The sequence below is a fragment of the Microbulbifer celer genome (assembly GCF_020991125.1).
In the GTDB taxonomy this organism is placed as follows: domain Bacteria; phylum Pseudomonadota; class Gammaproteobacteria; order Pseudomonadales; family Cellvibrionaceae; genus Microbulbifer; species Microbulbifer celer.
This window is the reverse complement of sequence record NZ_CP087715.1, coordinates 230,357-244,923: the sequence shown is the minus strand read 5'-3', so window position 1 is coordinate 244,923 and position 14,567 is coordinate 230,357. Positions and strand designations below refer to the sequence as shown.

General features: G+C 57.3%; 3 protein-coding genes. All 3 read right to left on the bottom strand.

Annotation, left to right across the window (positions count from 1 at the left end):
• Positions 1–304: 304 nt before the first annotated feature.
• The gene (locus LPW13_RS00895; RefSeq protein WP_230437573.1) at positions 305–3,466 is read right to left on the bottom strand and encodes a TonB-dependent receptor; all 3,162 of its coding nucleotides are present in this window, start codon (positions 3,464–3,466) and stop codon (positions 305–307) included.
• 466 nt (positions 3,467–3,932) lie between these two features.
• Positions 3,933–8,318, bottom strand: coding sequence for a DUF11 domain-containing protein (locus tag LPW13_RS00890; RefSeq protein ID WP_230437572.1), 4,386 nt, complete (start codon positions 8,316–8,318; stop codon positions 3,933–3,935).
• A 95-nt stretch (positions 8,319–8,413) separates the two neighbouring features.
• A complete protein-coding gene (locus LPW13_RS00885; protein ID WP_230437571.1) occupies positions 8,414–14,302 on the bottom strand; it encodes an isopeptide-forming domain-containing fimbrial protein in 5,889 nt (1,962 codons plus the stop codon).
• Positions 14,303–14,567 lie beyond the last annotated feature (265 nt).

The following is a 14,567-nucleotide window of genomic DNA, read 5'->3' as shown; positions in this document are numbered from 1 at the left end:
TATGGCAGTGGCATTCCCAGGATAGCGCTACCTTCACATATATCCTGAAGTTCGTTAATAAACACTGTATTGAGTCTGAAGCGAAGGTGTCGATGCTGGGAACTGCTTTGTGAGACCGTCTGCGGCCAGGACGGCCGCAGCCGAGCCCCCATGGATGGGTTTACGGCGTGTCTCACAAAGCAGTTACCAGCAGCGGCGCCGCCACCATAGCGGAGCAATAACCACTCAGCAAAAAAGCCCACCCGCTTTTGACAGGTGAGCTTCTTCATTTTGCACCGGTGGATAACTCGGTACAGGACAGACTTTAGAACTTCGCGCGCAGGCTCAAGGCATAGCGGCGATCGGTAATAAAGTTCAGGGAATCCGTGCGGGTACCCTGCTGATCCAATTGCAGCTCCGTGCGGGTTTCCGTATTCAGGATATTGCTTGCCTCCAGGCCCACCTGAATATTATCTGTCAGGTGATAATACGCAGAGCCATCCAGGAAGCCCGCCGCCTTCGCATACACCGGCGCAAACTCATTCGAATCGCGACGGGTCACCAGATACTCGGAACGCCAGTTATACGCCAGGCGCATCGACAGATCCTCATACTCGTACATACCCACAATGTTGTAACTCTCATCCGAATAGCCCGGCAGCGGCAGATCCGTAAACGCACGGAAACTGTTGCGCCCGTCGGAAATCGGCGCACCCGTGGTATCAAACCGCACCGCCCCCAACTGCGCATCGCTCATCGGATCGTTCAGATCATTCTGGTCAATGTAGGTGTAGTTCATCTGCACCCCCAGGCCGCTCCAGGCACCCGGCAGGTTGTCGAAGAACTGACTGTAGGAAACCTCGAAGCCCTGAATGGAACCGGAACCATCATTGGCCGGACCATTGAAGGAAACCGACTCCGTAACACCGGTACGCGGGTTGGTCACCTCCTGCAGAAAAGGACGCTCGCGGAACAGATTGTCGATATCCTTGCGGAACAGCGCCAACGCCAGCGCACCGGTATCCGAGAAATACCACTCCGTGGACAGGTCGATATTGAGCGCCTCCTCCGGTTCCAGGAACGGGTTACGGGAAGTACCGTTGATCTGCACACTGCCGGGAACAATCCCCGTCGCCGGACCGCCTTCACCGTCGGTCTCGACGTTGTAGCTCAGGTTGACAATACGAGAGTTGCGGGTATCCCGCAGGTTGGGGAAATACAGGCTCTCGGAGGCACCGAAACGCATGACCACATCTTCCCGCAGATTGAGCGCGAGGTTGAAGCTGGGCAATACGGTCGTGTAATCGGTGCCGTCCACCGTGCTCACCGCGCCCATGCCATCGGCAAACGCCTGCAGGTTTTCGCTCAGGAATTCGGCCCCTTCGCCGCTCACATTCGGCATCACCGTGTAACCGGTGGACTCCAGCTGATAGCTGACGTAGCGCAAACCGAAATTACCGCGATAAGGCGTGTCAAGTTCATCGTCCGCGAAATCAAAGCGCACATAGGCTTCCGCGCGTTTTTCATTAGTGGAAGTAATATCGTGGGGCGCAAACGGACTGCCGGGGGCAACACGGCCGGCCATATCTTCCATGGCCTGATAACAGTCAGGGTTGCTCTGGCCCACATCGGAGGCGCCACCAATATTGGTTTCCCCGTAAGGTGCGGTATTGAATCCCTCCTCACAGGCGCGTCGCATAAAGTTGGCAAAGTCTTTTGCCGATGCCATGTCGATCATCAGAAAATCATTGCGCCCCTCGAGAATACCGCCCTGATAGAAACCACCCCAGTTCTGGCGCTCGAATTCGTCGCTGATCGCGTTGTAGTCACCGTTCATGGACAGTGCAGTATTCCACGGCGTGTTGACTGCGCCCCAGTTGGAATATTCACTGTCCCGCACGGTAAGATCTTTGTCAGAACTGTACACACCGCCGCTCAGGGTGCGCGCCCAGCCGTCACCCAGCTCGTAATCCAGATCCAGTTTGACCGCGTTCATACTGGCATCGGAGTCGGTGGCGGTATCCAGTGCGGTGGCGAGGAACACATCCGGGCGATCGCCATCCCAGTTGGGTGTGTAGTCCGGGGTGAACAGACGCTCATTCAGAAATTCGATACTCGGGCGGCTGCCGCTCAAATCCAGATAGACATCGGACACGGTGTGCTGGGCGCGGGCATTGATACCGTTGTTGATCATCTCTTCATTGGAGTCCACCCGCTGCACGTCCAAAGCCACGTTCAGGCGATCGGTAGCCTGCCAGTTGACGTTGAACGACAGGTCCTCCACCGAGGTTTCGGTTTCGTTATAGCGGGACGACAGGTGCATGGGCATATTGGCACCGAAGCTGAGCACCCCGCTGGTGAAGCGGTTGCTTTCATCCCAGGTGGGTTCCATGCCCGCCGGTACATCGGTAAGCACCCGGGAATCAAACCACTGCACCTGCTCAAAACCCTGGGCCTGGGGGCCAATCACGTTCTCGCGCCACTCCAGGGACGCATCGGAGCGCACGTATTCCAGCGTGGTGATAACGCTGTCATCCGGGCTCCGCCATTGAAACGAGGAAGCGAACCCGGTGCGCTCGCGATCGTTTTCGGCACTGCGCAGGGAGTACTGGCCAGGAGTGTAATAGACAGAACCTTCCGGCTGGCCGTCAAACGCCACCGGGCCCTCTACCGGGGAGTCCGGCGCGGTGCCGGCAACCACAGAGGGATCCCAACCAGCCCCTACGTGAATATGGGAGTCGCCGCGGGAATAGTAGTTGGCGACACCAATACCATCACCGCGGGTGGCGAGTTCAGAATGGGACGCGGAAACCAGCACGCCAAAATCCCCGGCATCGGTTTCCCACACATCACTGAACAGACCGGAGCTGGTGGGTGTCGCTTCTTCGCGGAAGTCGCCGTAGTTGCTCTTTACGGTACCGGCAACCATGCGACCGTCAGCGTCGAAGGGTTTGCGGGTCACCAGGTTCACGGTACCGGCAATGCCGCCGGCAATCATGTCTGCGGTCTGGTTTTTGACCACCTCTACCGCGCCCAGCAGCTCCGGGGAAATATCCTCGAAATTGAGTCCGCCATTGGGATTGGCACTGAAGGAATCGCGGCCGTTGATTTCACTGCGCACGCGATCCAGGCCGCGCACCAGCACGCCGGTACCTTCATCGGCATAGTGGTTGGGATCATCGGACGCGGCGAAACGCTCGATACTGACACCGGGCACCCGCTGCAGGGCCTCGGTGACGGACTTGTCCGGCAGCGCGCCAATGTCCGATGCGGTTATCACATCTTTTACGGTATCCGCATCGCGCTTGATCGCCTGGGCAGACTGTAATGTCGCGCGGATATCCCCATATACGACGACTTCTTCCACGGACTCTGGCGCAATCTTTTCTTGCGCGGCGTCCTGGGCAACGGCATTGCCCGGCAGCAGGCCATAAACGGCACTGCAGACCGCAATACTGAGCAGCTTGTGATTGTATTTTCCTTGCATGGTGCACCCTCGGTGGATTTATTTATTGTTAGTCGGCTACCGCTGGACCTGACCACCTGCCCGCGGTAACTGGCTCTCGACTACCCGGCTATTTGCCGGCAAGGCCGAGGCCATTCCTTCGAGCCCAGCCCTCACCTGCTTTAAAAAAAGCGGGAGTTGCACGGATATCGCGGCTCCTCCCGACCGACAAGCGGTACAAGGTGAAACTCGATGGATGATAGGAACATAACAACTGGGAAAATAACTTTCAATAAAAATGAAATATTGTGAAAACTATTTTCACAAATTCTACTGAGGACCTGCTCACTTAAGTCAGTAAATAGATAAAAGTCATGCAAGTCTTGGCGAGAGCCAAAAAAGGGGGGGGGACGTATTTGACGCTGCGGGCACTTCCCCTAACGAGGAACTGCCCACTATCACTGATCACCGCAGAAGGGCCGTAATCACGTTCAGCAAACGGCTTTATCTAAGGATTACCGGTTCCGGTGACATCACATACCACCGTAAAGATGACTTCGCTGTTGGCAGGCAGTGACGGAATGATTACACCGCTGCCGAGCAGCGCATTGACATCAATCGGCGGCGCAGGGCACTGCGCGCCGCCGCTGGCGCTACAGGTGACGCTATCGGGGGCTGCACAGTTCTGATTATTGTCCGGCGTGTCGGTAAGTACCGCGTTGGTGGTGTCATTGGGGCCGAGATTGTCCACCGTCAGGGTGTAGGTCACCTGATCCCCGGTCTGCACGGTATCTACCGGTGCGGTTTTGGTCACCGCCAGGTCGGTGGCCAGGCGGGTATTGGTGAAGGTGCAGACAATATCGGTATTGGGGGCGATCGCGGCAGCGTCGAGTGTGACGCTACCGCCGCTCAGGTCGACACTGGCGGTACCGCCGCTGCCGAGCCCCGTACAGCTGATCGCAGACAACTCAAACGTATCGGGTATTGAGCCTTCTGTGATCGTGGTTTCCGTATCCGCCGACAACAGGTAAATCAGCTGTGAGTCCACCGCAACGCCCTCACTGACGGTAGTGAGATCCAGCGAAGGAATCCCGTTATTGCCAGAGAAACCAAAGGTGCCCACATCACCTTCGGTAATTTTCTCAATCGTCACCGCAGGCGCCCGCTGGTCAATATCCGTGGCTGCATTGTTGTCCGGGTTCGGGTCAACAAAACCATCCGGTACCGCCACGGTCGCGGTATTGGCAAGACTGCCGGAGTAATCCGCCGGCACCGAGAGGGTAAAGGTGTAAGTCACATTTCCCCCTACAGGGATATCCGGCATGTCATTGATCGCACCGCTGCCACTGGCTGCGCCACAACTTGCCCCACCGGCGGCACTGCAGGTCCAACTTGCGTTGCTGATCGCCGAAGGTAAGGCATCGGTTAACGTCGCCTCGGACACATCGTCAGGCCCATTATTGCTGACCACAATCTGATAGGTTACATCGCTACCGGGAGTGTAGATATCGCTGTTATCCGTTTTGGTTACCGCCAGATCCGCCTGGCGATCGAGGGGCGTATTGGTGAAGGTACAGCTCAACTGGTCGCCCTGATTCAGGGTAAAACTGAAACTGCTGCCATCACCGCTGGGCATCTGACCACCGGACAACGCGTTGGTGCAGGCATAGGAGGTCGCATAGTTACCCAGGTTGGTCGACCCGTTTCCGGCTTCCGAGAGTGTGTAACTCTGCCCCACTACCGGGTTGGTAGCACTGATGACAGGAGAAACCTGACTTCCCGAGCCCTGGGTGGTGGCACTTGTACCACCCGCACCACTGATGGTCAGATCAAATTGATCACTATCCACAAAACGTCCGTTCGGCAGCGCCTTCTGCAGCGTGATACTGGCCGGCGGCGTCGCGGTATTGGTAAAAGTACAGATGATATCGGCGCCCAGTTGAGTGCCGGCACCGTCAATGGTTACCCGACGCCCATCCAGATCCACGTCGGCACTACCGCCATCGGAAAGCCCCGTACAACTGATATCAGTCAGGGTAAAACCATCGGGAAGTGTAGGTTCACTGACGCTGACCTGCTGGCCCGGATTGACGATCGTCTGCGTTGGCGCCTGGACTGCGACCCCCTCTTCCACAGTGGTGATATTGGGCGAGCCACCGGCATTGCTGACGCTGAAGCTGAAACTGCCCACACCACCAATGGATATTTTCTCAATCGTGAGTGTCGCCTGTTGCGATTCATTGGTAAAAGTACAGAAGATATCAGCACCGGGCTGCGTGGCGGCGCTGTCAAAGGTCACGTTGCGCGCGTTCAGATCTACCGTCGCGTTACCGCCGGGAGACATACCAGTGCAGCTGATATCGGTCAGGCTGAAGCTGGGATCGTTGATCGCATTCTCCGTGATCGTTATCGGCTGCCCCGGATTGATCGCCGGATACAGGCCACTCTGAACTGGCACCCCCTCCTGTTGGGTAACCAGATAAGGCCCACCGTCCTGCACATTGGTGGTCTGGAATCCAAAACCACCAACGCCACCGATGGAAACTTTTTCAAACTGCACCAGTGGGATACGTTGCTGGTTGTATGTACTCGTATTGTCATCAGGGTTGGAATCTACAATTCCCTCCGGTGGCTCCACGGTGGCCGTGTTGGTCAGATCACCGGTGAAATCGCGCGGAATCTGTATTGTTATCAGGTATGTCACCTGCCCGTTTACCTGCAGATCCGGCGTATCCAGCAGGTCGCCACTGCCACTGGCCGCACCGCAGCTGGCCAGCCCGTTAGCACTACAGGTCCAGGTAGCATCGGTAATTCCCGCCGGCAACGGGTCACTCACTACGGCATCCTGAACCGGCGTGGGGCCATTGTTATAAACTAGAACCTGATAGGTTACTTCACCAGTGGGCTTGTAATACTGATTGAAATCCAGTGCAGACTTGAATATGCCAAGATCCGTAGAGAGCTCAAACGGCGCCTCGTTGCAGTGGGAGCCGTCACTTACGCTGGAGGTTGGCGCTGAGCCGACTCGGGTGGGCACGCCGGTGGTCAAATCAAACTGGTAAACATTACCCGCATCGTCGGCTCCGAACACGCCGTTAGTGCCGGACCACATCGAGGTTACCGGTGCCCCTGAATAGCCATTGCCAATTTTCGTTACAGACAAAACCGCACCGTTCGGCTGGCCCACCACATCATAGGAACGCAGCTGGTTATTACCCGTATCCACCGTGTACATCCGACCGTTATAGAACGCCAAATCCCCCGAGCTGGTCACTTGGGTGGTGTCAAAGAGCAGTTGCTGGGAGACAAACGGATCCTGCAATGTGACATCAATACGGTATACGTTCTGAATTGCACCGCTGGTAGTGACGTACATATAGCCATCACTGGCGAAAGTACCGGCAACCCAGTCTGCCGCCGGAACAATATTGATCCGTACGACTTCGGAGGTCCCATCACTGGAGATTCTGATCAGCGAATAATCTGAAGAAATGGCGTAGATGTAATTATCATCGGGATTGTAGGCGGCCGCGTTGTACTGCACGTTGGGAGAATTGCCAATAAATGTCGTCGCTCCGCTTCCCGGCTCCAGTAACAGCAGATTGGTGGTACCCGCGCCCTGATGGATGAATACCCGACTGTCACAGCGGCCAAAATCTTCCTGCAATACACGGGTATTGGTATGACGGATATTGTTGTTACTCGGGTTCGGATCTACCGTGCCCGCGGGCGGTGCTGCGGAAACGGTAGTGGTGACAGAGCCGACAAGCTGCTCTGCTATCTGCTGCTCGATGATAAAGCGGACGGTCCCGCCGTCCAGATGCACGAGGGTATCAATCGGGCCGGTGCCCGACGCCACTTCGCAGCGCGCACCGGCTTCGGCGACGCAACGCCAGGCGACTCTGGTAACACCCGCGGGTACCGGTACGGTTACGGGAAGGTTCTCCACCCTGCCTGGGCTATTACTGCCCACGGTAAGGCTGTAGCGCTGCACTCCACCTGCGGTAAAGCTGCTGTCGTCATCCTGCAGCTCCAGATAGATATCTGCCGACGGCATACGCTGGCTACCCACTTCGCCTTCAACGTGGGACTTACGGCTCATATGGAAACGCTGGCCAGGGGATGTGGCCTGGAACGGCGACTGTACACATCGCACCGGCATACCATTTGTCACCGGTCCCCAAAGGGCGACCTGGCTGGCTACGCCGGTTTCCGCGTGCAAGCGATAAACTCGGCCTTCGGCGTCATAGCCATATACGCCCTCTGTCGCAGAAAACAATCCGCGGAGGTCCAGATCAGAATCTGCCCCCAAGAGCGGCGTTATCGAGAGCGGGCCTTCTGGCTCGCTGGAATCCAATACCACAACCTTCCGGTCACCGGTCAAACCATACAGATGGCCGTCATACCAGGTGAGTCCACTCAACAGAAGTGACCGGTCCATTGGCAGCTTATGCACTTCACCATCATTCAGGTTTATCCGGTAAAGCGCTTTGGAATTCCCTGCTGCGACAAAATAGTTATCGTCGAGATCAATGGCCCCGGCGGCTGGCTGCCAGTCCGCCACGACACCGTTCAGGGACGCTTCCGCGGTAACCGCGCCATCACCGTGTACACGCAGTAACTGAAAGCGGCCATCGCTGCCGGCGCCGATGCCGAAGACCTGACGCTCACCGTGATGGAACGCCGGCGCGCTTATCTGAATTTCTGCACCGGGATCACCGGCAGGGTGCAGGTCGATTTCAGGCCCATCGTGATCCACCGGCATCAACGCCGTGCGCCCGGATGCGCTGGCTCCCACAATCCAGATACGACTATCGCAGGCTCCGAAATCCGGCTGCGATTGATCGGATTGCCCGTAGGTGGACTGCGCCAGTAACGGTGCACAGCACAGCATCAACCACAGTACTGGCGGGCAAAAAAATGAGTTTCGACTGCTGGCACTTTCTGACATAGCTTGCGATCTGATTATTGTCTTTATCCGGGGAAAGCTCATAGAGCACCTCCCCTCTCGGCCCGGCTGGTCTGACTCTTACCGGTATCGCTCAGGGGAACGGCCGTATCCGGCGTTGGCAACTGCACCCCAAAGTCGAACCGTACCGGTAACCCCGGGGTGATGCGACGAATCAGGGGATTGTCGGTAGTGATACGACTACCTTTGGGCAGCGTGGCCGGATCCACTTTGAGAATAAAGTTGCGCCCGCGCCCCCAGTCACCACCATCAATGCCTACCAGGTGGTAGCGGCCGAATTGATCGGTTTCCATCAACAGGCCTTCTACCGAGGCAATGCGCACACCCGGCAGCCCGTTTTCATCCACTCCGTGATTGCGGATCAGGTATTCCACCAGGTAGACATCCCCTTCTCTCTGCACGCGGCGCTCTACCGTCACCTGCGCTCGGAACCCTTCCGCAGAGGCAACGGTCTCCACCCGCAACTGGTCCTGTCCCTCGAGACGCACCGTGTACCCCTGGTTACTGGTGAGGCGGAAGCCATTGGTAAACTTCAGTGCAGTGAGCCGCTGCCCTACCACCACCGTTGCTGCATCACGCTCTTCACCGCGGGCAGCAAGCACACCGAGGTCAATTCCGCGCAATAGCGGCGCACTGGCATCCGGTACGGGCACGCCATTGACGGTGGTAGAACCGGGGACATAAACCTCCGGTGTATAACCGCCCCGAATTCGCACGCCGGTGAGCGTGGCCGAATCCTGGCGACCATTACCGTTCCGGTCGTGGAACACCCGCCCCATAATCAGGGATTCATCCAGCAGTGGATCTGCGGCAAGCACCACGCTGGCCGTTGCCTCGTTGGATATGCCCGTACCGTCAACATCCTGTACCTGGGCGCGGTTGGTATGGACACCGGTGCGGACACCCGCGCCCACACGCATACCGTAAATAATGGTGGCACTGTCTCCGGCGGCGATATCAATATCACCGACCACCAATGGTTGTGTATTGAGTAACGTGCCACTGCCATCCAGGTCTTCTACCTGCAAGGTGTCATCCACATAGGTGAAGCCCGCTGCGGGGGTGTCCACAATCACTCCGTCGGTGAGATCGCGGCGGCCAATATTTTCCGCCACCAAGGTGTAGAACACGATTTCGCCGATCTGGACTTCGCTGCGTGCAACGGTTTTGGTCAGAACAATTTCAGGGGCGCGTACCGGGTGTTCGGTTCTGCAGGGAGAACACTCGGGATCCAAGTCCCCGCCGCCGGAGGGAGAAACTTCGTTGGTAATCAGGTTACCGGCGCTGCTGTCGACCTCAGCAACATAGTTGTACTGGTAAATGCCCGCCGGCGTTCCCGCCGGCAATGTGCAGGTAATTTCTTTATCCAGTCGGGTGCAGCCATCCGGTAGCGGACCGCCGGACAATCCCTGGCTGGGTGTATCGGACAAGATCAGGTCTTCGGTAAGCGCCGAGTCCTCCACCCGGACTTCAATGGTAAAGGCGATCGGGTCACCCACTGCCACCTCTGTCCCGGATTCGGGATTGGCGACTTTGCTGACACTGACCTGCGGTGCCAGTACCGGAATCGTTACCGCACATTCATCGTCGCAGACCGGGTTCGAGCCACCATTGCCGTCCGCAAGCACCTGGTTATCCACTTCTACCGCGGCATCACTGGTAACCCGTGCGGTATAACTCAGGTTATAGGTACCCGGTTCGGTGCCGGCAGGCAGGGTACATACCAGCGGGGATTCTTCGTTGCAGTTGTAGTCACCGCTGTCTGTGACCTCAATCAGGGACAGACCGGAGCCCGCGGTATCCGTTAGTGTCAGAGGGGCGCTGAGCGGTGCACCATTGACGGTAGCAGAAAGGGTGTAGGTAACGGTGTCACCAACGGCGACTTCACTCCGGTTGGCCGACTTGCTGTAGGTCACCTGTGAAGCGATTACAGGAATGATTACCGTGCACGCATCACTGCACTGCGGGTCGACATCCTCACCAGCGGTGGCGGTCACGGTATTCTGAACTTCGCCCGCCGCGCCCGAGGTGATCAGTGCGGTGTAACTCAGGCTGTAAACACCGGGCCCTGTGCCGGCGGGCAATGCACAGTGCAGTGGCGAACCGTCGTCACAGCTGAATTCACCGCTATCGGTGACCTGTTGGAACTCCAGGCCAGCACCCGGTATATCTTCCAGAATTACCGCTTCCGTCAGGGTTGCACTTTCGACCTCAACCGACAGAGTGTAGGTCACCAGGTCACCCACTTCCGCTTCACTGGTATCGGCAGACTTTTCATACAATACCGTGGGGCGCAGTGGAATCTCCAGTTCACACTGGGCGTCGCAGACAGGGTTATCATCCCCGCGGGCACGCAGGTTATTGGTCACGCTTTGCGAGGCTTCTGCAGTAACGGTTGCGGTATAACTGATCGAATAAGTACCCGGTTCAGATCCAGCCGGAAGCGTGCACTGTAAAGGCGTACCTTGCGAGCAGATAAAAGGGTTCACCGGTTCAATAAAGCTGTCGAATTCCAGCCCAACACCGAGCGCATCACTCAATACCACGTCATCGCGGGTAGCGGCATTGGCCACGCTGACCGTGGCGGTATACGTGACAGCATCACCCACTTGCACCGATGTTTTGTCTGCAGTTTTGTTGAAACCGACATCCGGTGCTGTAACCGGGATCTCCAGGTCACAGTCACCGCGACACTGTGGCGCCGTGCCACCGCCGCCCGTTGCAATCGCGCTGTTGACGACTGAATCCTGCGCATCACTGGTGACGACTGCGGTATAACGGAAGGTGTAGTCGCCCGCGGGCGTGCCACTGGGCAAGACGCAGCGGGGGGGTATTTCTCCACAATTAAACGGGTCCGTGGGCTCCACAAATCCATCAAGTGCCAATCCGAACCCGAGCGCATCATCCACCACAAGCGGTCGTGTCAGGGCTGCACCGGTGACAGAAACCTCCACGCTGTAGGTGATGGTATCCCCCACTTCCACTTCGCTTTTATCTGCGCTTTTCTCGTAGGTGATGTCGGGCTGAGTCAGAGCCGTGACCACGGTACAGCTGGGGGCACTGCATTGCGGGGGCTCCCCTTCGGGACTGGAGGCTGTAACCACATTCTCTACGCTATCTCGAGCGTCGTCGGTTATCGTTGCCGTGTATTGGAAGGTATAAATACCGGGCTCGCTCCCTTGCGGTAAGTCGCAATTGAACAGGTTACCGGTAGAGCAGACAAATGGCGCAACAGGCTCAACAAAGCTGTCAAAGGTAAGGCCCGTTCCCAGTGTATCGGTGACCCTCACGGTGTCTGTCAGCGTATAATCTTCTACCACCACGGTAACGGTGTAGGTGAGTGTATCGCCTATCGCGGCTTCGCTTTTGTCCACCGCTTTTTCGTAAGTCACCGATGGGCGCACCACCGGTGTATCCGTGGCACAGGCACCGTCACATACTGGTGGGTTCTCGCTGCCGCTGGTTACGGTCACACTATTGCTGACCACATCGCCCGCGTCACTGGTAACAGTGGCGGTGTAGATCAGTTGATAGGTGCCCGGCGCCGTGCCGGCGGGCATGGAACAGCCAAGCGGGTTGCCCTGCGCACATTGAAACTCCGGGTCCGAGGCGGGATCGAGCTGATCGAATACCAGCCCTGTCCCGAAGGCATCAGTCCCCTGAAGATCTTCGGTCAGGGCGCCGCCGCTGATATTGACTGTCACCGTGTAGGTGATGGTATCGCCAATCTCTACCTGATCGGGGCTGGCGGATTTGCTGTAGGTCACGTCCGGCAGCTGTACCGGCACCACCGTGCTGCAATTATCCCCATCACACTGCGGATTATCGTTGCCGGTGGCAACAACCGCATTTTCCACCTGCAGTTGTGCCTGAGTGTTGACCGAGGCGGTATAAGAGAGCGTGTAGCTGTCGGGCTCAGAACCCGCCGGCAGGGTGCAGGTAAATGCATTGCCGCTGGTGCAGGTGAACGGGTCGGTACTGCCACTGAATGCAACAAAGTCCTGCCCCGGGCCCAGCGTATCCTCCAGGGTGAGATCATCGGTCAGCCGCGCACCTTCGACAGTCACGGTGATGGTGTAGGTGATTTCCTCTCCCACCGACACCATATCGCTGGGGTCGGCAACCTTGCTGTAGGTTACCTCAGGACGGATCACCGGCGTCTCAATGGAACAGTCACCGATACAGTCGGGGCCGCCACCACCGCCACCGGTCGCGACCGCAGCGTTGTTTACCGTATCGCCGGCGTCATCGGTGACCGTGGCGGTGTAGGTCAGGGTGTAGGTGCCCTCGCCCGTACCCGCAGGCAAGCTGCAGAGCAGTGGATTTCCGGGCTGGCAGATATATTCAGCGGCGGTCTCGGCACTGACGATAGCGTCGAACTGCAATCCGCCACCCAGCGTATCCTCCAGTGAAGTATCTGCGCTAGTAACGCCCTCAGCGATGGTAATATCGACGGTATAGGTAATCGTATCCCCAACCTGTACCTCGCCCGGTGCAGCGGACTTCCGATACGTAATGTAAGTCTGATCCTGTGCGTCAACCGGCGTATCCGGGCTGCATTCGCTATCGCAAACCGGATCCGACTCGCCGCCTCCACCACTGGCGGTAACGGTGTTGGTAACGAAGTTTTCCGCCTCGTCATTGACCTCCACCGTAAGCTGGAATTCATAGGTTCCCGGCTGGGTACCGGCCGGCAGGGTACAGGTGAAACTATTACCGCTGGAACAGCTGAACGGATTGGTACCGCCGACGAAGCCGACAAAGTCCAACCCCACTCCCAGCTGGTCCGCTACCTGTAGCGGATCGACCAATGCCGCGTCTTCAATCGTTACTGACACGGTGTAAATGAACTGATCACCGGAGGTGACCGGGCCCGACTCGTCGGTGGATTTGTTGTAATGAACACTCGGGTACCGTACCGGAACAACCGTGGAACAGCTCACATCACAAACCGGGTCGCTACCACCACCGCTGGCTACCAGATCATTACTCACGGAATCGCCGGCGGCATCTGTTACGGTCGCGGTGTAACTCACACTGTAAGTGCCCTGGGCAGTACCTGCAGGCAGGACGCACTGTAACGGTGTACCCGCAGAGCAATTGAACGGTGCAGTACTGATAAACGTATCAAAGGCGAGACCGACACCGAGGGTATCCTCCAGTGTCAGGTCTTCCGCCAGCGGACCATTGTCCACGGTAACGTCGAAGGTGTAGGTAATCGCATCCCCGATCTCCACACCATCGGCAGGATCGGCAACCTTGTTGTAGGTGATCTGCGGTAATACCGGGATATCCAGTGCACACTCGGCGTCGCACACCGGCGTATCGTCACCCCCCCCGCTTGCGGTGACGCTGTTGCTCACTTCGGTATCGGCATCTTCAGTCACCAGTGCGGTATAAGTAAGGCTGTAGGTGCCTTCGGGCGTACCTGTTGGCAGGGCACAGACCAGAGGATTGGAATTGTTGCAGGTAAAGCTGCCGGCATCCGTGACAGCACTGAATTGCAGGCCGGCACCCAGGGTATCCGTGATCTGCAGGTCTGCACTCAGGGGCGCATCGGCTACGGTGACTGTCACGGTGTAAGTGACGGTATCCCCCACCGCCACTTCGGAAACATCCGCCACCTTGTTGTAACTGATCTCCGGCGGCGGCAGAACGTTCAGGGTTTCGGTGGAGGTATTGTTATCGGGATTGCTGTCGACCAGATTGCTGTCCGGTGACAGGCTGATATTCGCCGTGTTCTCCATCTGCTGTGCAGACGCGGGACCAGCAGCCGCCGAGAAGACCACCGCCAGTAACAAAAGCAGGCGCCAGATAAAAGTGCGTCCGCAGTTCAGGCAGCGTTTCTTTGGCGGTCCGACTACCGGGGTCGGCATAACAAACGGCTCCAGCAACAATAGATGCGCCATCCTGCTCTCCAAGACTGCATTCAAGCGTCGGTCAGCAAAAGGAAACATGGCACGCGGAGCGATTGCAGAATAGATAGTTCTTTATTCTGACCTGACATAAGTTCCTTCTTTGTTATAAAAATCCACTGCACTTAATTAGCAGCCACCGGAGTTTCAATGTTGCAACGGCCGACAAAATTTTTCCGCCATGCGAGCAGGTGGCAAATCATTACTGACCGCTGATCACCCTGTGATACCCAGTGAAACTGACACTGTGCGGAACCAT